Source organism: Paenibacillus sp. BAC0078, from assembly GCF_054483875.1.
In genome coordinates, this window is sequence record NZ_JBTLRW010000003.1 from 328,873 (window position 1) to 355,294 (window position 26,422).

Genomic DNA, 26,422 nt, shown 5'->3' on the forward strand with positions numbered 1-26,422 from the left:
AAAAAACGCCGGCAGATCATTCCCAGAAGGGACAACCTGCCAGCGCCGCGCTGTTATTTTCTATGCCGCTTACTTCAAGCCCATATTGGACATTACATCAACTTTGCTGGCGTTTTCATACCATGCGTTGACCTCTTCCGTAATTTGGGTACCGCCTTTTTCGTTCCATTGTTTTACAAAATCATCATAAGCGCTGAGCGGCTCCTTGCTGTAGATAATCTTGGTGAAGGTTTCCTTTTCCATCGTCGTAAGCTGCTCCCATGAGCTTTGCATCGTCTTGGTTGGCGGACCGTTGAACGCGCTTGGCAGCAGGGACTCACTGTTCTTATAAGAAATCACATAACCGTCCTTCATCGTCTGATCCAGTGCATCCGATCTCATCAGCACTCCGGTATCCGCCTTGGCGCCATTCGCAAGCTCATCGAAGGATTTCCCGGGACCATCGACACTAGGCGTATTTTTGGTGAATGCCATCTTCCCTACCCCTTGGACAGCATCCAGAGGCGTGTTGAATTTCTTGGAGTCAAAGGTAACCTTGCCGTCCACAATGTCATAGTCATAGCCTTGAGCATAACCGTATTTGAAGTCCCCGGTACCAAAGGCGGCATCGTACAGCTTGTCATAATAGAGGAAGAACGCTTCCATATTATTGAAGTCTTTATTGAACATGAACACACCGTCATTCAATTGACCCGATTGATAAGTCTTGTCTCCGCTAACCCCATTGATCGTTGGATAAGCGCTGATTTTCGCACCCTTAACATTGGCTTCAACGTCTTTCACGCTGCCATACAGCCAAGGACGGCCAATAATAATCCCAGCTTTGCCTTCGGTAAAGTCAGCGAGAGCATCCCAAGCGCCCTGAGTCGCCAATTCTTTATTCAAATAACCCTTCGAATACCAGTCGCGGAGTTTGGCCAGCGCTTCCTTATTGCCTTCCGCCACCGACCCGTAGGTAAGTTTGCCGTTCTCTTCATGCCATGAGCCCGGAAGATTCTTACCTGTAAATGCGCTGAAGATCATAACCGGGTCGCTGACCCAACCTGTGTTGTATGAATCTTTACCGGAGAAATCAAACCCGTAGGTATCCTGTTTACCGTTTCCGTCCGGATCATCATTCGTGAAGGCGGCAATTACCTTTTCAAATTCATCAATGGTCGTTGGAGCTTTCAGCTTCAATTTATCCAGCCAATCCTGGCGGATCAGCATCACTTCACCTTCGGTCAGGTTGGGGGAAATCGCCATGCCGTACACCTTGCCGTCCTGGATCACCGGATTGAACGTGGTTGGATACTGCTTATAGATTTCTTTTAACCGGTCCGGCATATATTTCTTGATGTCTTCAGTGATGTCCTTGACCAGTCCTGATTGAATCAAATCATTCTCCAGCGAAGTATCATACACAGGCAGAACATCCGGGAGCTTCTCGGAGCCGGTAAGCGCGAGCCGCAGCTTGGTGTTATACTGAGCCGCATCACCGCCCAGCAGCGTCGTTTCAACAGTGATCCCGAGATTCTTGGTCCCCCAGCGGGTCAGCACATTATCGTTCAGGCTTTCGCCATTGATATATTTGCCGGCATTTTCGTCCAGTTGCTTCGCGATGGTGATCTTGATCGGCGGATCATATTTGCCGTCCTTAAGCGTTGCCTCGGCTGCCGAATTCGACCCTTTATTGTCCGAAGAACAGCCTGCAAGCAGTCCTGTCATCAGCAGTAAAGCGGAGAGCGTTATCCCTGTCTTTTTCATAAATTAGGCCCCTATTCTATTAAGTAATTTGGTTATTCCTTCACGGCTCCCAGCACAATCCCTTTGACAAAATATCTCTGCAGGAAGGGGTACACCAGAATAATCGGCAGTGTGCTGATGAAGATTTGTGCGGCCTTTATGCTTTGCTCCGACATCGCCGCCGCCTCTGACTGGCTCATGGCCATGCTCTGGGCATTGCTCTGGACAACTACCGTCTGCAAAAAGGAAGCGAGTGGATACTTGTTCGTATTGGACATATATAAGATCCCGTCAAACCATGAATTCCAGTGCCCCACCATGATAAACAAGCCAACGGTAGCCAGGCCGGGGAGGGACAGCGGAAGATAGATTTTCCGGAAAATACCGAAGAAGGAAGCCCCATCAATGAATGCCGCCTCTTCGAGCGCTTTGGGAATGGTTTTGAAAAAATTCATAATCAGGATCAGGTTATACGCTCCAAAAGCACCCGGAAGCACCAGCGACCAAATCGTGTCCTTGAGTCCAAGCTTAGTGACCAGGATATAAGAAGGAATCAAGCCGCCCGAGAACAGCATCGTGAATACGAAAATCCACATCAGCGCATTGCGCCCGCGAAAATCCTTGGATAAAGCATAACCCGCCATCGTAATGATCAGCATCCCGATTGAGGTGCCCAGAACCGTTCTAATCACTGAAATTTGCATTGAGCCCGTGAAATTCGAGTTTTTAAAGGTTTTGGCATAAGCATCCGTATTAAAATCAACCGGCCAGAAGGATACCAGGCTGCCGTTGACCGCCGCCTTGCTGCTGAAGGATTGCGCCAGCAAATGGAGCAGCGGAAGAAAGCACGATAATGCGATAAGAATCAGAAAGATATAATTAAATACTGAAAATACCTTATACCCCTTGGACTTATGATACACACTCCTTCCTCCTTCCTAAAAAATTTTGTAGTTGGCGGCCTTATAGGCGATCCGGTAGGAAATGACGATCAAGATAAAGCTGATGCCTGACTTGAACAAGCCGACGGCGGTACCGAAGCCATACTGTCCATTCAACAGGGATGAGCGGTACACATAGGTATCTATAATGTCCCCCGTGCTGTATACAAGCGGATTGTACAAGTTGAAAATCTGATCAAAGCCCGCATCAAGAACGCTGCCAAGACTTAACGTGGCAATTACAATGATCATCGGCATCATGCCGGGCAGCGTAACATGCCGGATCTGTTGTCTCCGCGAAGCACCATCTATTTCAGCCGCTTCATAGTAGGAAGGATCAATCCCTGTGATGGTGGCTAAATAGACAATCATGCCAAATCCAAAGTTTTTCCAGAGGTCACTGATAATAATGGTAGGCCTGAATAGCGCCGGGTCCCCAAGAAAGAAGATGGGCTTTGTTCCAAAGATGCTGGTCAGCAAATGGTTAATCCCGCCGTCGAGCCCCAGAATATCAATCATGATCCCTGCTATCGTTACCCAGGACAGAAAGTGTGGCAGATACACCAAGGTCTGAATGCTTTTCTTGGTTCCGATATGGCGGATTTCGTTGAGCAGAATGGCCATAATGATTGGAACGATAATCCCCACGATGATCTTGATGACTGCAATAATAAGCGTGTTGATGATGGCCTGCGTTGATTCCTTATACTCGAATATTCTCGCGAAGTTATCCATCCCGATCCAGGCTGAGCGGGTGATGCCAAGCCAGGGCTTGTAGTCCTGGAATGCTATGACGAGACCAACCATCGGGCCGTAGGCAAAGATCAGCACAAAAATCAAGGCCGGGAGACATAACACATATAAAGGCCAATGCTTCCTGACTTCCTTTCTCCACGGATTTTTTTTAGCTTGGGCGTTCATCTCCTGAGTAATTTTCCTTACCCCCTTTTTACCATTCCCTGTAGTCTGTTTCTTTTCAAGGTTCATGATAACAAAGGCGCTTTCATTCTAAAATGTCTCAATCTAAACATCATAGCCAATGTTTTAATCACTTTATAAGCGCTTTCATTTTATCGGACGCATTAGGCTTTTCTTTTGGAATTTAGGGTTTATTATATTCATATACCTTTACTTGGGAAGTGTTGATGATCAGAAAAGTAAATATGAAGCGCTTTATATACTTCTTCGTTTTTTTCCTTCTGCTTACCTTGGGCTTGTTCTTCATTCTGAACTCCTTGGGCACCAAAACCATTCAGGATAGCTTGATCAATGCCTCCAAAAACCAGCTTGCTTATACAGAGAGCATTGTTGATGGCGTAGTATCGGAAGCCAGTCTGTACGGCATTCAGTTCACAGCTGACAACTCCGTGCGCTTCTATCAGAGCCGGATACAGGATTTAAGCAACTATGATGCCCAGATGAAAAAAAATGATATTTTTGACCGGATCTCCGAGCCCCTTCTCTCCAGTCAAGCTATTGAATCCATCGGGATCTATTGGCGGGCCGAGGGTACTTTTATCTCTACTGGACATAATCCGCTGGATAAGCTGCCTTTTGAGAAGGTAAAGCGCCGGGGGTGGCAAACCGTCAATAACAGTCTGTATTATTTCTCTGTCTATCCGTATATCCATCAGCCCAAGAATCCGGCCAATATTCAATATGTTGTAGGCGTTAAGCTGAATACGGATTATCTCACCAGTCTGCTGAACAAGGCGGTGAACGGCGAAAGCTCCAATGCCTTTTTTCTCGTAAACAAAAGCATCCTGCTCAGCGACAAAGCGGTGGACCGCACAATCGAACAGAAGGCTAAGGCAACGATAACATCTGATCCGCAGAACATTTTAAAATTTGATTATCATATCAACCATGAAGATTATTATGTCTTGTCCAAGTACATCGAACCTATCGATACCTATCTCGTCACCTATACACGGGTGAGTGAATTAATGAATCCGCTCTACCTGCAGCAGCAGGTTTTCTTCGTGAGCATTCTGGTCATTCTGATCATCGGCCTTATTGTGATTCTCATGTTCTACCGGAATTTTTTCAGGAATGTGTATTTGCTGGATAAGAAGTTCAATCAAGTAGAGGCAGGGAACTACAGCACCCGAATCAGCGCTAACCCGGTCAATGAGTTCCATAATCTTTTTAAAAGCTTCAACCACATGGTCAGCAAAATCCAGACCCTGTTCGCATCCCTGAAAATTGAAACAGAGCTAAGAAAGAACGCGGAAATCAAGCAGCTTCAGGCGCAAATCAATCCGCATTTTCTGTATAACAGTCTGTTCTTTATTATGTCGATGGCTAAGTCCTCGCCGGAAGCTGTCATGCAAATGAGCAAGCATCTCGCCGAGTACTACCGCTATTTGACCAAGCTGGATGCGCACGACGCCACACTCAGGTCTGAATTGCAGCTTGCCGGGCATTATCTGTCCATCATGTCGCTTAGCAAAAGAATCCAATATGAAATTAATTTGCCACCCGAGCTGGGGGAGCACCGCATTATGCCGCTTATTATTCAGCCTATTGTTGAAAATGCGATTCAGCATGGGATTGAAGAGCGCCAGGGCGCCTGCCGCATTTCCATAGATATCAAAGCTCTCGATGACGGGGCGCTCATTATTATTGCCGATGACGGCAAAGGGCTGACGCCTGGTGATATGCAGCAGCTCGCAGCCGCAATCAAGCAGGAAGCGCCGCCTGAAGGAACCCGGGGAATTGGCCTCTGGAATATCAATCAGCGATTGATCAATGCGTATGGTCCGCTAAGCGGGCTGAGATTTTTCAATAATGACTGGGGAGGCTTGTCGGTACTGATTTACATTGACTTTTCACTTGATGGGGGCGGGGCAGCATGAGACTGTTAATCGTTGATGACGGATTTTATATCGTGGAATATTTAAAGCATCTGCTGGATTGGAGCAAATACGGAGTTGACCACATTGAGACCACCACCAACTCCATTGAAGCCAAGGAGATTCTGGATCAGGGCCAGACAGATATTCTGATTACGGATATTCGTATGCCCGAGGTCTCCGGCCTTGATCTTCTGGAACATGTGAACAAGCATATGCTCAGAACAAAGGTGATTATCCTGTCCGGTTATTCCCAATTTGATTATGCCCAAAGCGCTATCCGTCTGGGGGCGCTCGATTATTTGCTGAAGCCGGTGGATAAAGAGGATATGGAGAAGGCCATGCAGAGTGTTGTTAAGCACATCGGTGAGACTCCCCCGGACAAGGAGGAGCTTGATGGGCTGGGTTATTTGCTGTCCGCTATCAGCGAGCAGCAGTCCTCAACCAATTCTGGCAGCCACGCTGATCCTTCCTTCAACACGTTATCCTTTTGTTTTTTTCAAGTTCCGGGTGGCGGGGGGCAGGCTGAAATCACGCTTAGGGACAACTGCGATGGTCTGGAGGCTTTTATTTGGCGGACGCCGTCTGGATTGGCGGGGCTTGTCTTAACCAGCAGAATGAACAGCCTGCAAGACAAGGTGGAGCATATTCAATTTTCCCCAAGCTTTGAGCTGTCCAAAAGAAATACGGTACGCCATCATTTTTATAGCTTTTTCCATCATGAGGATATGGACGCCAGTGACTTTGCCCGATTGAAGGATTGGAATTTACCCATCAAATTTGATGCTGCGCAGTGGGAGCTTGTGCGGAAAAATATGCTGAAGAAATTCGCCCAATTGACCACCAGAAAACAAAAGCTGCTCTATCTTCTGGAATTCGTCCATTCCGTATATTATGCATCCGACTCCTTGCAGCCTGCCGAGGCTGCGGCCTTACTATTCCATCAACTGTCGGAGCCGGATACGGCTTTTAAGTCCATAATGCAGAGCATCAGTGAACGGAACAAGAACACCGACTGCGCCAATCATCAGATCGTACATACGATTCAGACCTATATTACCGATCACATCAGCGAATGCCTGAGCCTGGAGGATTTGGGCAAAATCGTACACCTCCATCCTGTATATCTGTCCAAATTGTACAAACAGGAAACCGGTGAAAACCTGTCCGCCTACATTTCCATGAAAAGACTGGAGAAGGCCTCACAGCTATTAATAGATTCCAGCCTGCACGTAGTCGATATCTCCCATCTGGTCGGGTACAAGAAAAACCAGTATTTCATCAAGCTGTTCAAGGATCAATATGGCGTGACTCCTTATCAGTACCGCAGGCAGTATATAAAATGAGCGTTTTGGCTTGGATCATCGTTATCTCTTACGTGGACGCTCCGCAAACGGAACGTTGTTCCAATCGCTGTGCTCTCCAGATTTTTTTTATTTCCCTTAGCGGTGAAAATCCGGAGACCAAGGCGACCGCTACCGCTTTTCCACAATCGTTCCGTCCGCTCCGCTGGTTAAGCGCTAAAGTTATAAACCTTTCCAAAATCACCTCGTTCTTGTGGTGAACGCCGCCATTTAACCTATCGGACAACGCTATCTTTGACCGGCCTTCAAGATTGCTCATGGGAAATCAAGCCTCCATCGAACAAAAAAGCAAGGCAGCGATCCTCCAATAACGGGAGAATCGCTGCCCTGTTTACTTTTGATTACAATCTTTGATGTTTGACTGTCAACCAATTAAGAAAGATCTAATTTGGGGACAGCTCCTTTTGCTTGTTCTACTACTAGGCTACAAGCTATATAAGATGAAATTTGAAAATCATAAAAAGGGGGAAAGTACGGAGGGGAAGTTTGGAATTGGAGGAGCGAATGCGTCCGCCTGAGAGCTTTCCGTAGGAAAGCTGGCATCGTAAGCATAGGCTATGTTTGGATTTCTACTGCGGCCAGCAGTTTAAATCAGGAAATCCAAACATAACAGCGGCCGGAAATCCAAACATTCCCCGCAGTACGAACAGACCCCAATATGAAAATCTAAATTCAACTTATTTAGTTCTTGCTGCGCACCTCAAAGATGGCAAATTTCAAGTAGTGTCCTTCGTTCACGCCAAGGATCTGCGGGTGGTCCTTGCCGGCGGCCCGCCATTCGATAAGGCGCAGCACCTTGCCGGCATCCTTGGCCGCATCGGCAATCGTCTCCAGGAACAAATCAGGCTGCATATGGTAAGAACAGCTTGCAGTAACCAGATAACCGCCTTCGTTCACCAGCTTCATCCCGTGCAGATTGATGTCCTTGTACCCGCGAACGGCTCCGGCCACCGCACCTTTCGTCTTGGCAAAAGCAGGCGGGTCCAGGATAACGACATCCCAGGTCCGTCCTCCCCCTGCGGTCATCGGCTTCGCCGTATCAGTCTTCTTGGCTCCCTCAGAACTGCCGGCGGCAGCACGCTCGGCCCGCTCCTCCAAGCCCTTCACCTGATTGCGCAAATATTGAAACGCATCGTCCACCACAAATTCGACCCGGTCGCTGAAGCCGTTCAGCTCCACATTAGTCTTGGCGCTCTCAATCGCATGCGCAGAGACGTCGAGACAGGTTACCTTCTTGGCGCCATATTTGCAGGCATGCAGCGTGAAGCTCCCCGTATGGGCAAAGCATTCCAGCACCGTCGCCCCATCCCAATACGGGAATGTGACCACCTTGCCGCTTTTGTTCACCGGCAAGGCCATCTTCCGGCCGTCTTCGCCTTCCATCTCCTGCAGCACAATGCCGCTGCGTCCGCCCCAGCCCAGCATCAGCGGAGCGATGGAGGCTCTATTCTCGCGCTGGTCGAAGAAGTAGCCCGTCTTCTGGCCCTCTTCAATATCGACGGTCAGCTTCAGTCCGTTCTCGCTTACCGTCACATGGCGCGGGCATTCTCCATACAATACGCCTGTCGTCTGCGTAAGGCCTTCCAGCTCGCGGACACTGACATCGCTGCGCTCATAGATGCCGCGTGGAGCCATCACCTGAACCAGAGCCTCTACAATCTCAGCACGGCGCTTGTCCATGCCAAGCGTAAGCAACTGAACAACCAGCACCTCGCCGAAGCGGTCCACAATCAGCCCAGGCAGGAAATCCGCTTCCCCGTAAACGAGCCGGTACGCATCTGCCCCCGGCAGGAAGCGTTCTCTATGCCGCAGGCACTGTGTGAAACGCTCCACAAAAAATGCCGTATCCATAGCCGCAAGCGGTCCCTGCGACACAATGCGGACCCGGATTTGCGAAGCCGGATTGTAATAGCCTGCCGCCAGGAAACGCCCCTGATGATTCAAGACATCCACAAGCCCTCCGGCCTGCGGCTCCCCCTCTACCGAAGCTACCTCCCCTGCATATACCCAGGGATGGCCCTGCTCCAGTCTTTTTTTGCGGTTCTTCTCCAAAGTAACCGATGCCAATGACTTCAACTCCCTTATGATCTGTGAATTTCTCTAATTTGCAGTGAAATGCTGCGATTACATACATGTCCCAATGATTCCATTCATATATTGGTGTACAACCCCGCGCCAAAGGAGCCTGCCCCCTATGATCCGTGATGTGCTGTTCCCTGTCATATATGGTCTTGTAATCTTCCTTGCCGGCATGAAGCTCATGGAAGCCGCGCTCGCGCGGCTGGCCGGTCCGCTGCTGGCCAAGGGGCTGCATTCGGCAACAGCCACCCCGCTGAAGGGGCTGATCGCCAGCAGCCTGCTGTCCGCGCTGCTGCAGAGCAGCACGGCCGTAACCGTGCTGACCATTGGCATGGTCAATGCCGGGCTGCTCTCCTATGCCCGCACACTGGGCATTATTCTCGGCAGCAACATCGGCACCTGCCTCACCACGGAGCTGATCGGACTGCGGATTAGCTCTATGGCCACGCCGCTGCTGGCGGGCTCGCTATGCCTCTGGGCTGCTGCCGTCATGCTCGGCGAGCTGCCAGCCAGTGCCCGGCGTGCGGCGGAGGCCTGCCGCAGATTCTCCACGCCGCTGCAGTTCATCAGCCTGGCGGTGGCCGGCTTCGCGATGGTCCTCTGGGGCATCGCGGTCATGCAGTCGATCGGCCCCGCTCTGCAGGCGAGCGGGCTGTTCCGCTGGTTCCTGGACCATGCCGCAACCAGCGCGCTGTGGGGCCTGGCGGCAGGAGCCTGCCTGACCGCAATGCTGCACAGCAGTGCGGCGGTCATCGCCATGGCGATGGGTCTGACCGCCTCCGGGGTGATGCCGCCGGAGCTTGGCATCGCCATCGTGCTTGGCGCAAACGTCGGCACATGCGTCACCGCCGTCATTGCCTCCATCGGCGGCTCGCCTTCCGGCGTGTTCGTCGCCTGGTCGCATGTGGCGCTTAATGTAGGCGGCGCACTGCTGTTCCTGCCCTTGATCCAGCCGCTGCAATCCGTGGCGGCCTGGATCGGCGGCGGCCCCGCCGCACAGCTCGCCCATGCCCAGACGATCTTCAATGTCGTCTGCTCCCTTGGCGTTCTGCCGCTGTGTTATCTGCCCGTATGGACCCGGCTGGAAAAACGGCTCCAAACATAGACATGCAAATCCTGCCGTGCCTTCAGGGAAGACCTGGAGCTTCACAGCGCTCTGCCGCCCGGGCACATTATCGCTGTACCATTATACTTCAAGTGCCCCGCTACTTAAAAATATTATAAAACCGCGAGCCATCATAAAAGGTGATCACCGCGACCGCCACCGCCATTCCCAGAATCAGCGCAACCACCACATAATCATTTCTGGTGAACGGACGGGCACTGTACCAGGTACGTTTGCGATTGCTCCCAAAGCCGCGCAGCTCCATCGCAGTGCTGATCTTCTCAATCCGTTCGATGCTGCTCAGGATCAGGGGCATCAGAATCGAAACGATGTTCTTCAGCCGCCTCGGCAATTTTTCCTTGCGGGAAATGTCGATTCCCCGCGCCTGGGCCGAGAATGAGATATTCTCATAATCACGCTGAATATCCGGGATATACCGCAGCGCCAGCGAGACGGAATAAGCAATTTTGTAATTCACCCCGACCCGGTTCAGCGATGCCGCAAATTCACTGGGGTCTGTCGTCAGCAGGAACAGAAGCGCCATTGGAATTACTACAGCATACTTCAGAGCGATATTGAACTGATAGAAGAGCTGCTCCGCCGTCAAGGTATATCGTCCACCTAAATGAAGGAGATCATGCCTCGCACCATAAATCCGCGTACCCTCCAAAGGAGAAAATATAAAGATCGCAAGATGATTCAGCAGAAAAAAGAACAATATAAAATAGAGCACAAAAGCATAGTCCTGGAACCGGACCCGGGAGATTCTAAAGATTGCCAGACTGATCAGCAGCATTACAAGCAGACATCTGGTATCATAGGTGACCATCGCTGAAACCGACCAGACCGTAAACACAATCAGCTTGGTCGCCCCAGTCAGCCGGTGAACAGGTGAATCCTGCTTGGTAAACGTCAGCATCTTGGCCTTCATCCGCGCCGCACCTTCCTGTCATGAGCGATATAACGGCGGACGAATTCCTCCGGCTGCTCCATTCCAGCCTTCTCTGCCAGAGCAAACAGCGAGGTCATCTTCAGGTTGGCGCTACTTACAATACTCTTGTCCGATAAAATCCGTTCCGGGCGGTCGTCCGCCAGCTTCACGCCCTCCGCCAGCACAATCGTCCGCTGGGCATACTCCAGCATCAGGTGCATATCATGCGTGATCATAATTACCGTAATCCCCCGGCCGCTAAGTGCAAGCAGAAACTCCATCATTTCGTTGTAATGTCTGAAGTCCTGTCCAGCCGTCGGCTCGTCCAGGATGATTACCTCCGGCTCCAGCACAAGAATCGAAGCAATTGTAACACGTTTCTTCTGCCCATAGCTGAGCGCCGAAACCGGCCATTCCCGGAAGGCATGCAAGCCGCATATTCTCAGAGTTTCATGAACCCGCTCCCTGATCAATTCTTCATCCACGCCCCGCAATTGAAGCCCCAGGGCCACCTCGTCATAGATCAGCGTTCTGGAGATCATATGATTCGGATTCTGCATCACAAAGCCGATATGCTCTGCCCGCTCTTTAATCGTATCCCGGCCAATATCACGTCCGTTCAGCAGAATCGACCCGGAAGAAGGCCGGTAAAAGCCGCAAATCAGCTTCGATACAGTGGACTTGCCTGCGCCGTTCCTTCCGGCGATGCAGAGCATCTCGCCACGGCGGGCGCTGAATGAAAGCCGCTGCAGAACCGGAGTGTTTTTGTCATAGCCGAAGGAAACCTCCTTCAGCTCAAGCAGCGGGGGATTCTCCCGGACTTCCGGTGTATTATTGCTGCTGTCATACCACTGTCTGAGCATGTCCACACTTTCTTCCAGGTCAAGCCCGTGCAAATGCTGCGGTTGTATTTGCGGCGTAATCCTGCAGCCGGCATATTTCATGGCAGTTATGTAGAGAGGCTCGCGAATGCCCGTTTCCGGGAGCAGGCCGGAGCAGAGCAGCTCAGCAGCCGGCATATCCGCAGCTATCGCTCCGTCGTTCATGACGATGATCCGGTCAACCGCACGGTGCAGTACTTCTTCGAGGCGATGCTCGATGATAATGACCGTCTTGCCGGTCTCCCGCTGCACCCGGTCAATCAGTTCAATGGCTTTGGTGCCGGTGAACGGGTCAAGGCTGGCGAGCGGCTCATCGAACAGCAGAATATCCACATTGCCGACAAGCACTCCGGCCAGCATCGTTTTCTGCTTTTGTCCGCCGGATAACTCCTGCGGGGATGCTGACAGCAGCTCCTGAATATCGGCAGCTCTGGCTGCAGCCGCCACCTTATCCTTCATCTCAGCTTGCGGAGTTGCCGCATTCTCCAGACTGAAGGCAATATCTTCTCCAACCGTGAGACCAACAAACTGCCCATCCGGGTCCTGCAGCACCGTTCCAACGGCTTTCGAAAGCTGGGTGATCCCCAGTTCCTTGGTGTCCTGCCCCATGAGCTTCAAGGCTCCGCTCATTTCCCCTGCATAAGCAAAAGGGATCAGGCCATTAATGCAGTGAGCCAGCGTGCTTTTGCCTGAGCCGGAAGGTCCGACAATCAGCACCTTCTCCCCTTCGTGAATCCGAAGGTTAATTCCGCGCAAGGTTGGCTCCTGCTGGGCACGATATTTAAACGTGAAATCCTTGAATTCGAGTACCGTTTTACTCATGAATGACCTTCCTCTTTGCCTGCGTGCAGTATTGTAAAAACAGAAAAGCCGGTGACGGGCACCGGCCTTCGATAATTATTATAATTCATCCAAGCTTTCTGAGGCTACCCTGCTTTGTCCGCGTCTTAGCGTATGCCGCCGCAAGCAGCGTACCGATGACTGCCACCGTGACGATGTTGGACGCTCCGGCGATCAGTCCCTGCGTAAATACTTTATTAGCCGGCTCTGCATAAATGAGAATGTCGAGCAGCGGGGCTGCTACGAACCAGGCGATGGCGTTGGCCGCAATCTGGGCCAGATTGAAGTTAATGATCTCTTTTCTGCCGAATTCCCCGTCATGAATTGCTATTCTCGTCACAAGCAGCCCGATGATCAACCCGACCAGCCCGGAGGAAATAACCCAGCTAAACCAAGGTGATCCGTAGAAAATCGCATCCTTCAGCGTATGCCCGATCAGGCCGATCAGCAGTCCTGCAACCGGTCCGTACAAAAGAGCGAACAGCGCAAGCAATGCATATGTAGTCTCAATGTTGGTATTGGGAATGCCGGAAGGAATGGAGCCGAACCGCCCCAAGATTACAAATAACGCCGAACCGATGCCAATTGCTACAATCGTTTTGATGGATAATACCTTTTGCTTGGCCACCTGCTTCATCTCCCCTAAATAGATTTGTTATGTACTTTTTCAGATATTATACATTGGTTTAGTAGGGATTACTATAGGGGAGGAGAATTTTTATGAGCACAAAAAGACCTGCAAACCGCCGTGAAGAGGCTTTGCAGGTCCTGATGTTTTATTGCGGATTCACGCTGTAACTTAGGTTATTTAACCGTAACTGAAACCGACACTGTTTTGTTGTTGAACTTGCCTTTGAATGAGGTAGTTCCTTTGCTGACTGCCGTAATCGTCCCAGAGGTATTGATTCTGGCCACGGAAGGCTTAGTGCTTGTCCATGCTACGGCTCCTGTTACAATCTCCGTTTTACCGGTATCATACTGCGCCGTTACCACTATGCCCTGGGAGGCTCCCGGTGCCAGTTGCAGCCTGTTTTCACTGACGGTCAGCTTGGTCAGCTTGGGAACTACAGTAATTTTGACGGTTGCGGAGATTCCTTGATAGGATCCGGTCAGCGTTGTTGTGCCTTCGGCAACAGCTCTTACAGTAGCGCCAGTAACAGTAGCAACAGCCGGATTGGATGATTCCCAGTTCATTGCCCCGGAAAACACCGCCGTTTTGCCATTAGTGAAAACTCCGGTAACCTTAATGGTCTTGGAGCCTCTAAGATTCATCTCAAGTGTACTTGGTTCCACCAGCAGCTTCGTAATCTTCTGCTCAATAGTCACCGGAATGCTGATCGTTTTGTTGGAGTAGGTTCCCTTCAGTGTAGCAGAGCCCTTCACCAAGCCTTTGATTGTCTTGCCGCTCGCCGTTTGCTTGATCACCGCGTTGCTGCCGGTAACCTCCCATTTAATCAACGAGGAAACATCCAGCTCATCGCCGTTCTCCAGCACCGCCTGCACAGCAGGCAATGCCTTATCTTCACCAATAACGAGACCAAATGGATTTTCCGGCCCGATCAGAACAAGCACTTTATTCAGAACTGTTACTTTCAGCTCAACAGTTTTGCTGCGGATGGCTGAGGCAGGTGATGCAACAGGGCTTTCTTTAATTTTGCCGGTAAGGGTTACTGTGCCTGCTTTGCCGCCGACAAGCTTGCCATCCTTAATCGAAGCAATTTCTTCGTTTGCGGATGTCCAGGCGATTTCATCACTGATGTCCAGCTTGGTTCCGTCATATTTTGTTCCGCTTACCTTCGGCAGGCTTGCAGTGTCCGCTGTGTACAGCTCCTGTTCTTTCTTTTCAATAGTCAGGTCTGTAAGGTTAGGATACACTGTCAGCTTAAACGTCTTATTGACTCCCAGGTAATCCCCTTTGATCACTGCTGTACCTACCGCTTTGGCAGTTACAGTAGCCGCAGCGTCCTCTGAAGCTACCGTGTCAGCCGTAACCGTTGCTGTAAGCTGGTTGTCGGAGCTCCATACCGTACCCGCAGATTGATTTTTGGTTGAGTTCACAGCATCCCGCACAGACGATTTAACCTTCAGGCTTTCCCCGAGGAAAAGCGATTGATCGCCGCCTGGATTCAGCAGCAACGCCTCATAAGGCGCACGCACATAGACATCAATTGATTTGGAAACACCGAGGTAGCTCGCTGTAATGGCCACCTTGCCGGCGCCCAGCACCGTAATCTCTCCGGTTTTTACCTTGGCAATACTCTCATTTGAGCTTGTCCAGGTGGCCTTGCTGGCAATATCATTCTCGGCACTGTCCTCAAGTGCTTTGGTCATCGCAGTCAATTGTAACGGACTGTCTCCGACCAGCATTTCAAGCTCCTTAACAGCCGTATTAGTCTTCTTATCCTTCAGCACAATAGCTGAATAAGGCAGTTTCACCACAGCTTTGAAGGTGGCGGTCAAGCCTTTGTATTTGGCAGTAACCGTCGCCGTACCTTCGCCCACAAGGGTAATTTTGCCGCTGGCAATGGTGAGCACGTTAGCATTAGAGCTGCTCCATTCAGCATCAGCAGTAACTTCCTTCACGGAAGCAGCCGACTCGCCGCCGGTAACCTTCGCTTTCACAACCAGCGACGCTTCGCTGTCGCCTAATTTATAATCGCCCTCGGAGCTTTTCTCCAGTGTTAGATCCTTATATGGATATGTAACAGACACTTCGATAGATGCAACTGCATTATTATAAGTTGCTGTAATCATTGACGTACCGGTGTTTACTGGTGTCAGCAACCCGTTAACAACCTTAACCACATCAGTCTTGGAAGAAATCCACAAGGCTGCAGCCGTTACATCTCTTTTGGAAGAAGTGCCTTCCAGATTGGCATACACCTTAAGCTGCTTGGGTGTCTGCCCAACGGTAAGGTCTACTTTTGCCGAACTGTCGAATTCAATAGAAATAGTGTCGCCAGTAGCTGCAAAGACGTTTACCGGAAAAGCTACAACAGTCAGCAACATCATTATGAGGAGCATTTTCGTCATTTTCCTGTACACAGTCATCGTTTCTCTCCTTAGGCAGTAAAATTATGGATACTTTTTTTCCACACTCTTCCACTATATCGGTTATTTCGACCTGAGTCTTTACCCCATTTTCAGTTTATTTTCAGCTCCAGCTCAATTCGGGACTTTGTAACTATATTCCCCCACAACCAAAACAGCCCCACAAAAGTGGGGCCGTAGATCAACTATATACCGGAGTGGAAAAAGTAAACCTAATCAGCCTCGTGCGGCGTTCAAAAACTCATTAGTTGGAAAAAGTAAACCTAATCGGAGCAAACGGGCCATAAACACGCAATTTTCTCCGAAATAAGTGGACTAATTCCCACTAAACCCCGCTGCGGCAAGGATTTCAGCAGATTAGTTGTACTAATTCCACCTATCGTAGATAAATCTGCAAATTCATTAGGCCAATGAAGGCTATGTTATACGCTATATGACGCTCTCACGAAGCCCGCTCCGGCTAACACTGACCAGCTCGCCCCGGCATTCATTTACTCCCGCTTCTGTGATCTTCACCTGGCAGAGCTCTCCCTGCAGCGAATCATCGCCGTCAAAGAACACCTGCAGGTAGTTGTCGCTGAAGCCGTGCTGTGTGCTGCGCTGCGGCGCATCTTTGGCCGACCGCTCGGCAATGACGGGCAACGTCTTGCCGACGAACTTACGCGCATAGGCAAGCTGCATGTCCTCGGAGAGGTCAATCAGCTCCTGAACACGGGCGTTCTTGATCTCTTCATCGACCTGGTTCAGCATCCGCGCCGCCGGAGTGCCTGTCCGTTTGGAATACGGGAACACATGCATCTCGGAGTAGTTGACGGCCTTCATGAAATCATAACCGGCACGGAACATTTCCTCGGTTTCACCCGGGAAGCCGACAATAACGTCGGTGGTAATGCCCACATCCGGCATCGCCTGGCGGATGAGCTGCATTTTTGCGTAATACTCCTCTGTCGTATACTTACGGCGCATTGCCTTAAGAACTTCGTTGTGTCCGGCCTGCAGCGGAATATGCAGATGACGGCACATTTTGGAGCTGCGGTTCAGCACCTCAAGCAGCTTCTCGTCAATCTGGCTGGCTTCAATTGAGCTGATGCGAACCCGTTCCAGTCCATCTACCTTGTCCAGTTCCCACAGCAGATCAGCGAGCCGGTAATTCTCCAGATCATCCCCGTAGCCCCCGGTATGAATGCCGGTCAGAACAAATTCCTTATATCCGGCTTCCACCAGCTGATGCGCCTGGGCTACAATCGACTTCGGATCACGGCTGCGCGACAGTCCGCGCGACCACGGAATAATGCAGAAGGTGCAGAAGTTGTTGCAGCCATCCTGGATTTTCATAAAAGCCCGCGTCCGGTCAGCAAAACCCGGCACATCCAGCTCCTCGAATTCGCGTGTTTTCATAATATTGCGCACGGCATTCACCGGCTGGCGCGATTCCTGAATATTTTTCACATGGGTCATGATGTGCTCACGGTCCTGGTTGCCGATAACAAGATCGACACCGGGAATATCGAGAATCTCGCCGGGCGAGGTCTGCGCATAACATCCGGTTACGGCAACAATAGCCTCGGGATTGCGGCGTACGGCGCGGCGGATCATTTGGCGGCTTTTTTTGTCGCCAGTATTTGTTACAGTACAAGTGTTGATCAAATAGACATCAGCGGGTCCCTCGAAATCCACTTGCTCGTAACCTTCATTTTTGAAAAGCTGCCAGATGGCTTCAGTGTCATAGAAATTAACCTTACAACCTAAAGTATAAAATGCTACGGATGGCATTCTTCAAGCTCCCCCCATTTCTCCGGATTCGTACAAAATACAAGCTGCGGCTACCATGCCCGCCGTCTCGCAGCGTAGGATGCGCCGTCCAAGCCCGACGGAAACTGCCCCGGCCTCTTCGGCCGCGCGGCATTCCTCAGGGCTGAAGCCGCCTTCAGGCCCGACCACAATCATTACCTTGCCGGATGCCTGCGGCGGCAAGGCAGACAGCCACGGGGCGGCTGCGCTGCGGAGCTGCAGCCCTTCTTCTTTCTCATAACAGAAATATACGGCGTCATATTCGCTGAAGCTCTTCAGCAGCAGCTTCCAGCTAAGCGGCGAATTTACAGCAGGAACGATGTTCCGGTGCGCCTGCTCAGCGGCCTCTTTGCAGATTTTGCGCCAGCGCTCTACCCGCTTGCTCTCCTTCCGCTCGTCGTACTGCACAATCGTGCGCTCCGAGAGGAAGGGGGCAAAGGCCACTGCACCGATTTCGGTGCATTTTTGAATCACCGTCTCCAGCTTATCTCCCTTGGGCAGACTCTGGGCCACCGTGATCTTGATCCGCGGCTCATGGGTCATTTCCAGCATTTCCAGTATGCTAACTGTTACTTCTCCAATTTCAATTGAAGCGATCTCCACCAGCGCCTCGCGGGATACACCGTCGCTGACAATCAGCTTGTCACCGGCCTTGCCGCGCATGACCTTGGCAATATGACGGGCGTCCTCGCCATCAATCCTTACTGTATCCGGCCCGAACTGCTCCGGTGTTACGAAATAACGCTGCATATTCTCATCATCCTGTTCTTATTCAGCATGAAAGCGGCAGCGTTCCTGCTCTCCAGGTTCCCTGCCGCTGCTCTACTTGCATCTATCCTTCCAAAAATACCACATTACATCATACAACGTTTGCCTGCCTGTGAACAGTCCCGGTTAAAGGACTTTGCCTCCAAACAGCTTGTAGAACATCAGAAAAAAGTCTTTCCCGATTTGCATTGCCCAATCGTTCAGGGGTTGAATGGTGTAGTGCTGCAGTCCGGGAATAAAAATAATTAGTAAAAAGAGGAAGACTGCCCACTGCTCATATTGCTGCATTCTTCCGCGAATCGGACGCGGTGCCATATCCTCCAGAATACGGTAGCCATCCAGCGGCGGCAGTGGAATCAGATTGAACAGGAAAAGGAAGAAATTAAATGGAATGAACATATTAAAGAACCAGTGTACTGCCTGAAATAGATGTACGTTATTGATGGACCCAATGACCCCGCTTGCATTCAGAGCAGCGAAGATAATTGCTCCGAGAATGCCCAACAGCAGGTTGCTGACTGGGCCGGCTGCCGAGACAATCACGCCCATCAGGCGAGGGCGACTGAAGTTATCGCGGTTCACAGGAACCGGACGCGCCCAGCCGAAGCCAGCGATAAGCAGCAGTATAATGCCGAACAGGTCAAAGTGAACAGCAGGGTTAAGCGTCATACGTCCCAGCAGCCGCGCTGTCGGATCACCAAATTTGTTAGCAAAATAAGCATGGCTGAATTCATGCACCGTAAATGCAATAACAATTGTAATCAGAAAAAAAGGGAGCTGTTGCAAAGGATATACTAAAACTTGATCCAGGAAATTCATCTTTACCTCTTTCCGGCTGTAAACGCCACCCAATCTTCTTCGCGGGATACTTCCATAATCTCAAAACCGGAAGCCGCCAGCGCTTTTGCCACCAGCTCTTCCTTATCCTTATAAATGCCGGAGGTGATATAGATCCCGCCCGGCTGGAGCGCACGGTAGACATCATCCGTGAACAGCACAATAATCTCCGCCAAAATATTCGCTACTACAATTTTTACCGGAAGTGTAACCCCAAGCCCCGCTTCGCTTCCCGGCTCAGCAGCTTCATCAGCCCCGGTATGGTTCGGTCTGGCCGAAGGCCACATTTCTCCCGCAGCCGTATCTGCAGCTCCTTCACCGCCGAGCAGCGACAGCAGATCGCTCTCTTTGACTGTAATGGCTTCCTGCAGCCGGTTCAGCGCCACATTCTCACGGGCACTGTCCACCGCCACCGGGTCCAGGTCGAGCGCCAGCACAGACTTTGCTCCCAGCAGGACCGCGCCTACAGCGAGAATGCCGGAGCCTGTTCCAACGTCGATAACCTCTTCCCCGCCGCTGATATGCTTTTCCAGAGCCCGCAGACACAGCGCAGTAGTGGGATGAGTACCTGTTCCGAAGGCCATGCCGGGATCGAGTTCAATAATCTTTTCATCCGGGCTGGCGGGCGTATACTCCTCCCAGGTCGGTCTAATGGTCAGACGCTCCGATACACGCAGCGGCTTGAAGTATTGCTTCCAGGCATGTGCCCAATCGTTCTCGTCCACCGTTTTCCAGGAAAGCTGCCCTTTGCCCGGATCAATACCGAACTCGCGAAGCTCCTCCACCCGGGGAGCGATTTCTTGTATAATCTCCTCCATGGAGACCGATTCCGCATAATAGCCTTTTATCACCGCTTCCCCTTCAGGGATGTCATTCAGCGGCTCGTCATATAATTCACCGTAACGGGTGTCCCGTGTCTTATTCAGCGTCCCTGATTCTTCAATAGAAACACCGCCTGCTCCGGCTTCATACAGCAGATTGGATACCATCTCCTGCGCTTCTTCTGTTGTATGTACCGTCAGTTCGTGCCATAACATACTATGGGTCCTCCTAAAAGTTTTGTAGCATACACTTCCTATATCCACTTCGTATAACTCGTTTCGGAAGCATATTCTTAAGTTTTGTGCCCGTTTTATGTAACATTTGGACATTTAACAGTATACCATTACTTACATGCGCAGCGCCAAACTGCCGCTTCATCTCCCGGAACCGGGAATTTTCTTGTGGCAAAAGCAGTCCGTGGTATGGTCATCCACCATGCCCGAGGCCTGCATAAAGGCATAACAAATCGTAGAGCCGACAAACTTCATGCCCTTCTTCTTCAGCGACTTGCTCATCTGATCGGACTGAGTGGTGACAGCCGGAACCTCAGAGATGCTTTTCCACTCATTAATAACCGGGGCCCCTCCGGCGAAGCTCCACAAATAATCCGCAAAGCTTCCCTCCTCCTGGCAAATCTGCAGGAACACAATCGCATTGTTAATAATGGCATTGATCTTCAAGCGGTTGCGGATAATCCCCGTGTCCTGCATTAGCGCTTCAATCTTCGCTTCATCATAATGGACAATTTTCTGCGGATCGAATCCGTCGAACACTTGCCGGTAATGCTCCCTTTTCTTCAAAATAGTGTACCAGCTTAGTCCTGCCTGCATGCCCTCTAGCATCAGCAGCTCGAACAGCTTCCGATCGTCGTACAGCGGTTTTCCCCATTCTTCATCATGATAAGCTATATACAGCGGGTCTTGGTTGACCCAGGCACAGCGTGTAATTTTCAAGCGGCTCTCTCCTTTTTCCATGTGCAGGCAGTTATTTTACATCATTCGTATATACACTTTGGTAATCGTACCAAATTTGTTGCGGTGGCGGCAATCCGGCTGGAGGCATTTGCTTAAGTACTTACGCAGGGGGATTCGCGGCAACATAAAGAGGCGCCCACACCCTCAAGGGATTTTGGACACCTCTATTACTTGTGCACTATTCTCTTATTTTTAAAAATAATAACTTTGGCATTAAGGCTGCAGCGTCACCCGTGTTTCTTTATCTGGATCGTCAGTGGTGTAGTAGTACATATAGACAGAAGCCTCAGTGCCTTTGAAATTCTTATAGACATCAATAGCTTTATTATTTCCGTCTCCGTCAAAGTTAGAGGTTACAGGTTTGCCGAGCGGATCGTTGTATTTCCCCCCCATATTGGTCTGGTTGATCCCGCCAAAATGCGGGTCTTCGCTGCCAGTTTCAATGAACAGATCTTTTCCTTGCATGTAATACGTCCATTGAACAGGATAACCACCAGTTTCCCGGATAAAGGTCTGTTTTTCTGCAGATATATTATTTAAAATAATTGGAGCTTTATCATCATCATGCACAGTGACCTTATATTTGCCTACATAAATGATAGGGGTTTGCCCGTCAATTACAAGGTCTGAAGGACGTTCAAAACGCACCGTGACCATACGATGATCGACACTGGAGGATTCATAAAATCCTCCCTCAAGTGTTCTGCCGTTCACCAGCAGATAGGATTTCTTATAAGGCATTTGGTCCTTGAATCCCTTCCCTTCATTTCTCAAAGTAAGGCGGATCTGTGTAGGAGTAATCACCATTTTCTCGATCGTATTGTTGGTCGCTCCAGGTTCCAGCGGTACATTCAGCGTCTTCTTTATCGTCCCGCTTTCCATCTGCTTTTTGCTTAATTCCAGCTCAAATGACCACGGCCCGGCAATGTTACGCTCCTGCTTCCAGTATTGCAGCTTAAAGCTGGTTTGCCCTGGGGTAATTTCATCCGCCTTTAAAAAATGCTTCAGCTTGTATTCCCCGTGATCTCCCGGTTCACCAAAGGTACCGCCAGGCAGCTCTTTGACCATAGTTGTACCATTGTATGCGGCAATCTGCGGATAGGCCCACTCCTTAGCCGACGGATCATCGAAGGTAACTTCCCCTAAGAGCAGCAGTTTATCCTTGCTTTGAGCCAACGGCTGAACGTCTATTTTTTGCATGCCTTCCCGGCCGATGTTAAAGCTCTGCACTTCAGGCGATGCAGGATTCAAGGGGATCTCCTCGGACTGAACTGTCTTCAAATCAATTCCGTCTGCGGTTAAAATAACCTTCTCGGTATCCTGCTGAGGGGTCCAATCACTCTCGAAATAACCGTTATACCGCTGGTTCTGCTCATCCCATTGCTGATGATTCGTCTCCCCAAGCTTATAGCTATCCTTTGTCCCCTTTATCGTCATTCCCTTCACATTCCAAAAATCGGTGTTCTTACGCTTACCAACATCCAGACTGTAGAGAATGACCGTGCGGTTCTCATCCACAATCGCCGTATGCAGCGTAAACGTCACCCCATCCTTGGTGATGGATTGCCCGAGCTGCTGACCAAGATTCTGGTCCAGGGCCGACTGAATTCCCTCCCTGCTGTGCAGAAGATTATCCCAGTTATAATGAATCGCCGCATATACAGGAGCCGCAGCCAGCAGGGCGCTGAGCGCAGCAATTCCGGCAATTCTGCTCCAATTTTTGGACCGCCGGAGGATGACCGGCTTCACTGTATCACTCTCAGCCGTCGCGGTGTGACCGGAATCCTCCATCCGCTTCCACATTCCCTCGAAATCCGGGTAAGGCACGTTCTCATCATTATTTAATTGATGCTTGAGTGCACGCTCCAGCTTGTTCATAGCTTTCTCCCTTCCATGCGGCTTCCGGCATTCCTGTCTCCAGCAGCACATTCTTCATCAGCTTCAGTCCTTTGTGCAGTCTTGATTTGGTTGTTCCGAGCGGAATGGACAGCACGTCCGACACTTCGGCCAGACTAAGGTCATGCATGTATCTCAGGGTCAGCACCGCCCGGATTTTCACGGGGAGGCCTGACAGATGGATCATCCACTCCTGTGAGGTTTCCTTCTGCTCGACCAGCCGCTCCACCGTGTGTTCCGTGCCGCTGCCCTGAAAAAGATGCAGATGCGCTGCCAGCTTCTGCTGCAGGCTCTGCCGCCGCTTCAAGTGATTCAGGCAGGCATTTACGGTGATTTTCATTATCCAGGGCTTGAGATATTCAATCCCCTGCCAATTGCTGCGGAAAACCGTAATAAAGATCTCCTGGCACAGATCCTCGGCATCCGCCGGATTATGCACCATGTAATAACAGGTCCGGTACACATCCTTGTTGTAGGTTTCAAACAATTCCCGGTTGCTCACCAATCCATGTGCCCTCCTTTCTTGTCTACGTATGTATTCAACAAATAAACCTCGAAAAAGGTTCATTTCAGAAGTCTTGCTCAAGAAAAAAGCAGCATGCCCTCCTTCCAATCGAGAGGTCCACGCTGCTTATCATATAAGTTAAACTATAGATTTTCATATTGGGGTCTGGTCGTAACTGCGGGGAATGTTTGGACTTCCGGCCGCTGCCCGTCTTCAAATTTCTTGATTTATACCGTCTTAGCGGATGAAATTCGAAGACAAAGGCGGACGCTTCCGCTCCGTAAGTATCCAAACTTCCCCTCCGTCACTTCTGCCCTGTTATATTTTTTTAGTTCAACTTTTAATAATTCCTATCTCGCACTAAGTACGCTGCGGCACAAATCAGATGATATTCAGCACCTCGCGGGCCTGATTGTCCAGCTCCTGAGCAGAAGTGGAAACCCCTGTAAAATCCTGCAGGGCGACTTCAATCTGCCGCTGGCTTTCTTCCACACTGTCCTGAACCTGGGCGATTCCTGCGGACATTCTGCCAATCTCCTCCGTAATCGCCTTAACGCTCTCCCGCACTTCGCCAATGGAATGCTGTACCATAGCGGACAGCTTTCGGACTTCCTTGGCTACGACATCAAAACCCCGGCCGAACTCTCCGGCATGTGCCGCTTCTATCGCCGCATTAAGCGCCAGCAGATGGGTCTGCGAAGCAATGTCACGGATCGTCTGCACCACGCCTTGAATATCTCCGGCCTTCTGCTGCAGATTGGTAAGTGTCATATTATTTTCATTCGACACCTCGGCGATGCTGTCGATGCTCATTAGCAGCTCACGGCTCCGCTCGATGCCTTTTTCCGCACGCTGGTTCAGACTGCTGGCCATTCCCTGCATGTGTTCCACAACATTGCTCATATTCGTCTGTCTGAGGGTGATATTCGTTGCGACCTTCGTCACACCGATAACCTGCTCGCCTAATTCATCATAAATAGGCATATAGGTAGCTTCCAGCCACACCGGGTTCCTTTCCGAGTCCATGCGGACGATTTTATCCTGAAAGCTCTTGCCGGACATCAAATTGTCCCAAAACATTTCATAATCAGGACTATTCGCAAACTCAGGAAAACAAAACTCCTTGTGGTACATTCCATACATTTCCCCAGCGCTGTATTTCATGGAGCTGGCAAATACCTCATTGACATAAGCCACCCGGCGGTCAAGATCAAACCGGATGAGGGCAAGATTTTTTTCCAAAGCTTTGACAACCAGTGCATCGGTGACTTCTTGTGCTGGCAGGTTCTTCATAGCAATTTCTCCCCGTATGAATCGATTTTAGAATATCTGAGGTTGTCCTAATTAAGTTCAACTTTAGATTTATTTATTGGGGTCTGGTCGTAACTGCGTGGAATGTTTGGACTTCCGGCCGCTGCCCGTCTGCAGATTTCCTTATTTTTACCGCAAAGGGGTAGAAATCCGCAGACAAAGGCGGTCGCTGACGCTCCTACAGTTCCAAACTTCCACTCCGTCACTTCCGCCCTTCTTATTAATTCTGCAAGTTCAACTTACTTAATTTCATTGTTTTACTTTACTCTATAATAACGGTAAAATTTCGGTTTTAGATTACAGAAAAGGACAATTTATAGAAATCTCTAAAAAAACTAAAAACCGCAGGCATATAGCCTTACGGTTTCATCACCTTTAAATAAACTTTAGTATACAATTTCCCGCTTATTCACTTTAGCACCAGATAAAGATTGATCGAACATATCCAGAATAATGAGGAAACGCTCGGCCTCGCGGAATACATGATCCGCCAGCAAAGGATGAATGATGCTTTTGATCCTGCACTCATCAATTAAATCACGTGCTGTTTTCTTGAAATCACGCAATGATTTTACAGAAACCCGGTTTTCGTCAACGAATTGACTGAGCAGCGGAACGGTCTGAGACTGGGGACGCATATGACTTAAATCAGCCGCCTGGAACACAAGCTTATCAAAATCATTGCTGAATTCCCGCGCTTGATCAACCAGCTTCCGTTCAGAAGGGTCAAGCAGATGACCAATAAATTTGGCGTGATCGGCCATGATCTTTAAGAAAAAGACATTCTCATCAATAATGGCATCGGGCAGCGGTTCGAGTGTCCCTGAATTGAGCTCATCCAGGCGGTTCCTGAAATAATTGGCCTCCCGGCTTACATGATCCACCAGCAAAGGAAAGTTGGTTTGTCCCGGAAGCTTGCACTGCAATATAAGCCCTAGCACCTTTCGTTTAAACGCATAAATATGCGTCGCCGCCACACCAACCTCTGTATTAAACTCACGGATCGTGTGAGGGTCAGCGTCGCTCTGAAATTCGTGGGACCTTCTCTCAATATCCTCAAAAATAGCGTAAAACTGGTTCGCCTCTTGTCTAAGCTGAGTATCCTCCACTCTGAATCCCAAGCACAAAAAAAAGGAATGCTCCTTCATGATCCTCGACCAAAAGCGTATTTCATCTAATGACCGGGTAACGAACATATCCAAACTATTTCCCTCCTTTGCAGAGATAAAATCCAACTACTTCTAAGCATATGGAGGTTTTTTGTCCACTATGTTCGTTACTCTTATGCAGGCCTGACAATTCCTGTTTCTATTCAGATCTGACCAGTAAATATTACTTTTTTGAACCGTAGTCTCCTATTTTAATGCCCCAGACCGAATCCTTCTGATATGCTGCCGCTTCCTGCAGATCCGGGAGACGCGTGTCCTGCGGATAATGGCGCTCCAAATACATAACGAATGCCCGGCGCAATCCGATTTCAGCCTCCAGCTTATTGAATTCATTGGGATGCTTGTCCATCTCCGCCATCGCAGCTTCCCAGATATTCAGATCAGTAGCCTCCGACTGCCCGCTGCGGACTTTCCCGGCAAGCTCACGCAGTTCGCGGTAAGCCCGTTTTACTCTGGAAGAGTAGACCTGCTTCTGATTCAAAAAAGTAAGCAGCGCAACCAGCAGCGCCAGCCCGCCCCATAAAATATAGTTGTTCATGTTTATCCCTCCGGCTTGGCATATCTCCATAATTATACA

21 protein-coding genes are annotated in these 26,422 nt (G+C 50.1%); 3 read left to right on the forward strand and 18 right to left on the reverse strand.

Going from position 1 to position 26,422, the window contains the following annotated elements; translation table 11 throughout:
* Positions 1 to 69: 69 nt before the first annotated feature.
* Genes ACX1DY_RS08375 through ACX1DY_RS08385 form a run of 3 tightly spaced genes read right to left on the reverse strand, consistent with a single transcriptional unit; the run spans position 70 to position 3,587 of the window.
* Positions 70 to 1,746, reverse strand: a complete 1,677-nt coding sequence (locus ACX1DY_RS08375) for a type 2 periplasmic-binding domain-containing protein (RefSeq protein ID WP_458963724.1) — start codon at positions 1,744 to 1,746, stop codon at positions 70 to 72.
* 32 nt (positions 1,747 to 1,778) lie between these two features.
* The gene (locus ACX1DY_RS08380; protein WP_458963725.1) at positions 1,779 to 2,648 is read right to left on the reverse strand and encodes a carbohydrate ABC transporter permease; all 870 of its coding nucleotides are present in this window, start codon (positions 2,646 to 2,648) and stop codon (positions 1,779 to 1,781) included.
* Positions 2,649 to 2,663: 15 nt separating this feature from the next.
* On the reverse strand, positions 2,664 to 3,587 hold the full coding sequence (locus ACX1DY_RS08385) for an ABC transporter permease (RefSeq protein ID WP_458963726.1): 924 nt from the start codon (positions 3,585 to 3,587) through the stop codon (positions 2,664 to 2,666).
* A 224-nt stretch (positions 3,588 to 3,811) separates the two neighbouring features.
* Between ACX1DY_RS08385 and ACX1DY_RS08390 the strand changes: the two genes are divergently transcribed.
* On the forward strand, positions 3,812 to 5,524 hold the full coding sequence (locus ACX1DY_RS08390) for a sensor histidine kinase (protein ID WP_458963727.1): 1,713 nt from the start codon (positions 3,812 to 3,814) through the stop codon (positions 5,522 to 5,524).
* Entirely contained in the window at positions 5,521 to 6,867 is a 1,347-nt protein-coding gene (locus ACX1DY_RS08395; protein ID WP_458963728.1) for a response regulator, read from the forward strand. Before ACX1DY_RS08390 ends, ACX1DY_RS08395 begins: the two co-directional genes overlap by 4 nt.
* Positions 6,868 to 7,566: 699 nt before the next feature.
* Here ACX1DY_RS08395 and ACX1DY_RS08400 read toward each other — a convergent pair.
* On the reverse strand, positions 7,567 to 8,952 hold the full coding sequence (locus ACX1DY_RS08400) for a class I SAM-dependent rRNA methyltransferase (protein ID WP_458963729.1): 1,386 nt from the start codon (positions 8,950 to 8,952) through the stop codon (positions 7,567 to 7,569).
* Between the two features lie 127 nt (positions 8,953 to 9,079).
* Between ACX1DY_RS08400 and ACX1DY_RS08405 the strand changes: the two genes are divergently transcribed.
* The gene (locus ACX1DY_RS08405; protein ID WP_458963924.1) at positions 9,080 to 10,069 is read left to right on the forward strand and encodes a Na/Pi cotransporter family protein; all 990 of its coding nucleotides are present in this window, start codon (positions 9,080 to 9,082) and stop codon (positions 10,067 to 10,069) included.
* 100 nt (positions 10,070 to 10,169) lie between these two features.
* Here the strand turns inward: ACX1DY_RS08405 and ACX1DY_RS08410 are convergent, their stop codons facing one another.
* The 14 genes from ACX1DY_RS08410 to ACX1DY_RS08475 all read right to left on the reverse strand — a co-directional run bounded on the left by ACX1DY_RS08410 (position 10,170) and on the right by ACX1DY_RS08475 (position 26,383).
* Positions 10,170 to 11,000: an energy-coupling factor transporter transmembrane component T family protein gene (locus tag ACX1DY_RS08410; protein ID WP_458963730.1), complete on the reverse strand. Its 831-nt coding sequence runs from the start codon at positions 10,998 to 11,000 to the stop codon at positions 10,170 to 10,172.
* Positions 10,997 to 12,703: an ABC transporter ATP-binding protein gene (locus ACX1DY_RS08415; protein WP_458963731.1), complete on the reverse strand. Its 1,707-nt coding sequence runs from the start codon at positions 12,701 to 12,703 to the stop codon at positions 10,997 to 10,999. Before ACX1DY_RS08415 ends, ACX1DY_RS08410 begins: the two co-directional genes overlap by 4 nt.
* 85 nt (positions 12,704 to 12,788) lie before the next feature.
* Positions 12,789 to 13,358 carry an ECF-type riboflavin transporter substrate-binding protein gene (locus ACX1DY_RS08420; RefSeq protein ID WP_458963732.1) on the reverse strand — a complete coding sequence of 190 codons (570 nt, stop codon included), beginning with the start codon at positions 13,356 to 13,358 and terminating at the stop codon, positions 12,789 to 12,791.
* Positions 13,359 to 13,525: 167 nt separating this feature from the next.
* Positions 13,526 to 15,772: an Ig-like domain-containing protein gene (locus tag ACX1DY_RS08425; RefSeq protein ID WP_458963733.1), complete on the reverse strand. Its 2,247-nt coding sequence runs from the start codon at positions 15,770 to 15,772 to the stop codon at positions 13,526 to 13,528.
* Between the two features lie 429 nt (positions 15,773 to 16,201).
* On the reverse strand, positions 16,202 to 17,545 hold the full coding sequence (mtaB, locus tag ACX1DY_RS08430; RefSeq protein ID WP_458963734.1) for a tRNA (N(6)-L-threonylcarbamoyladenosine(37)-C(2))-methylthiotransferase MtaB: 1,344 nt from the start codon (positions 17,543 to 17,545) through the stop codon (positions 16,202 to 16,204).
* A 3-nt stretch (positions 17,546 to 17,548) separates the two neighbouring features.
* Positions 17,549 to 18,313 carry an RsmE family RNA methyltransferase gene (locus tag ACX1DY_RS08435; protein ID WP_458963735.1) on the reverse strand — a complete coding sequence of 255 codons (765 nt, stop codon included), beginning with the start codon at positions 18,311 to 18,313 and terminating at the stop codon, positions 17,549 to 17,551.
* Between the two features lie 144 nt (positions 18,314 to 18,457).
* Positions 18,458 to 19,150, reverse strand: a complete 693-nt coding sequence (locus ACX1DY_RS08440) for a site-2 protease family protein (RefSeq protein ID WP_458963736.1) — start codon at positions 19,148 to 19,150, stop codon at positions 18,458 to 18,460.
* Positions 19,151 to 19,152: 2 nt separating this feature from the next.
* On the reverse strand, positions 19,153 to 20,205 hold the full coding sequence (prmA, locus tag ACX1DY_RS08445) for a 50S ribosomal protein L11 methyltransferase (protein WP_458963737.1): 1,053 nt from the start codon (positions 20,203 to 20,205) through the stop codon (positions 19,153 to 19,155).
* 159 nt (positions 20,206 to 20,364) lie between these two features.
* On the reverse strand, positions 20,365 to 20,964 hold the full coding sequence (locus tag ACX1DY_RS08450) for a DNA-3-methyladenine glycosylase I (RefSeq protein WP_458963738.1): 600 nt from the start codon (positions 20,962 to 20,964) through the stop codon (positions 20,365 to 20,367).
* Positions 20,965 to 21,177: 213 nt separating this feature from the next.
* Complete coding sequence (locus ACX1DY_RS08455) at positions 21,178 to 22,842, reverse strand: DUF4179 domain-containing protein (RefSeq protein WP_458963739.1); 1,665 nt, start codon at positions 22,840 to 22,842, stop codon at positions 21,178 to 21,180.
* Positions 22,802 to 23,365 (reverse strand): RNA polymerase sigma factor, encoded by a 564-nt coding sequence (locus ACX1DY_RS08460; RefSeq protein ID WP_458963740.1) that lies wholly within the window; start codon positions 23,363 to 23,365, stop codon positions 22,802 to 22,804. Before ACX1DY_RS08460 ends, ACX1DY_RS08455 begins: the two co-directional genes overlap by 41 nt.
* A 381-nt stretch (positions 23,366 to 23,746) precedes the next feature.
* A complete protein-coding gene (locus tag ACX1DY_RS08465; protein ID WP_458963741.1) occupies positions 23,747 to 24,658 on the reverse strand; it encodes a methyl-accepting chemotaxis protein in 912 nt (303 codons plus the stop codon).
* Positions 24,659 to 25,062: 404 nt separating this feature from the next.
* Positions 25,063 to 25,878: a DUF2935 domain-containing protein gene (locus ACX1DY_RS08470; protein ID WP_458963742.1), complete on the reverse strand. Its 816-nt coding sequence runs from the start codon at positions 25,876 to 25,878 to the stop codon at positions 25,063 to 25,065.
* Between the two features lie 130 nt (positions 25,879 to 26,008).
* A complete protein-coding gene (locus ACX1DY_RS08475) occupies positions 26,009 to 26,383 on the reverse strand; it encodes a hypothetical protein (RefSeq protein WP_458963743.1) in 375 nt (124 codons plus the stop codon).
* Positions 26,384 to 26,422 lie beyond the last annotated feature (39 nt).

Coding starts and splice junctions, on each gene's coding strand:
- ACX1DY_RS08475 (WP_458963743.1), bottom strand. CDS start 26,383: ATGAACAACTATATTTTATGGGGCGGGCTGGCGCTGCTGGTTGCGCTG.
- ACX1DY_RS08390 (WP_458963727.1), top strand. CDS start 3,812: ATGATCAGAAAAGTAAATATGAAGCGCTTTATATACTTCTTCGTTTTT.
- ACX1DY_RS08375 (WP_458963724.1), bottom strand. CDS start 1,746: ATGAAAAAGACAGGGATAACGCTCTCCGCTTTACTGCTGATGACAGGA.
- ACX1DY_RS08425 (WP_458963733.1), bottom strand. CDS start 15,772: ATGACTGTGTACAGGAAAATGACGAAAATGCTCCTCATAATGATGTTG.
- mtaB (WP_458963734.1), bottom strand. CDS start 17,545: ATGCCATCCGTAGCATTTTATACTTTAGGTTGTAAGGTTAATTTCTAT.
- ACX1DY_RS08395 (WP_458963728.1), top strand. CDS start 5,521: ATGAGACTGTTAATCGTTGATGACGGATTTTATATCGTGGAATATTTA.
- ACX1DY_RS08435 (WP_458963735.1), bottom strand. CDS start 18,313: ATGCAGCGTTATTTCGTAACACCGGAGCAGTTCGGGCCGGATACAGTA.
- ACX1DY_RS08455 (WP_458963739.1), bottom strand. CDS start 22,842: ATGAACAAGCTGGAGCGTGCACTCAAGCATCAATTAAATAATGATGAG.
- ACX1DY_RS08405 (WP_458963924.1), top strand. CDS start 9,080: ATGATCCGTGATGTGCTGTTCCCTGTCATATATGGTCTTGTAATCTTC.
- ACX1DY_RS08420 (WP_458963732.1), bottom strand. CDS start 13,358: ATGAAGCAGGTGGCCAAGCAAAAGGTATTATCCATCAAAACGATTGTA.
- ACX1DY_RS08440 (WP_458963736.1), bottom strand. CDS start 19,150: ATGAATTTCCTGGATCAAGTTTTAGTATATCCTTTGCAACAGCTCCCT.
- ACX1DY_RS08410 (WP_458963730.1), bottom strand. CDS start 11,000: ATGAAGGCCAAGATGCTGACGTTTACCAAGCAGGATTCACCTGTTCAC.
- ACX1DY_RS08450 (WP_458963738.1), bottom strand. CDS start 20,964: ATGGAAAAAGGAGAGAGCCGCTTGAAAATTACACGCTGTGCCTGGGTC.
- ACX1DY_RS08465 (WP_458963741.1), bottom strand. CDS start 24,658: ATGAAGAACCTGCCAGCACAAGAAGTCACCGATGCACTGGTTGTCAAA.
- ACX1DY_RS08385 (WP_458963726.1), bottom strand. CDS start 3,587: ATGAACGCCCAAGCTAAAAAAAATCCGTGGAGAAAGGAAGTCAGGAAG.
- prmA (WP_458963737.1), bottom strand. CDS start 20,205: ATGTTATGGCACGAACTGACGGTACATACAACAGAAGAAGCGCAGGAG.
- ACX1DY_RS08415 (WP_458963731.1), bottom strand. CDS start 12,703: ATGAGTAAAACGGTACTCGAATTCAAGGATTTCACGTTTAAATATCGT.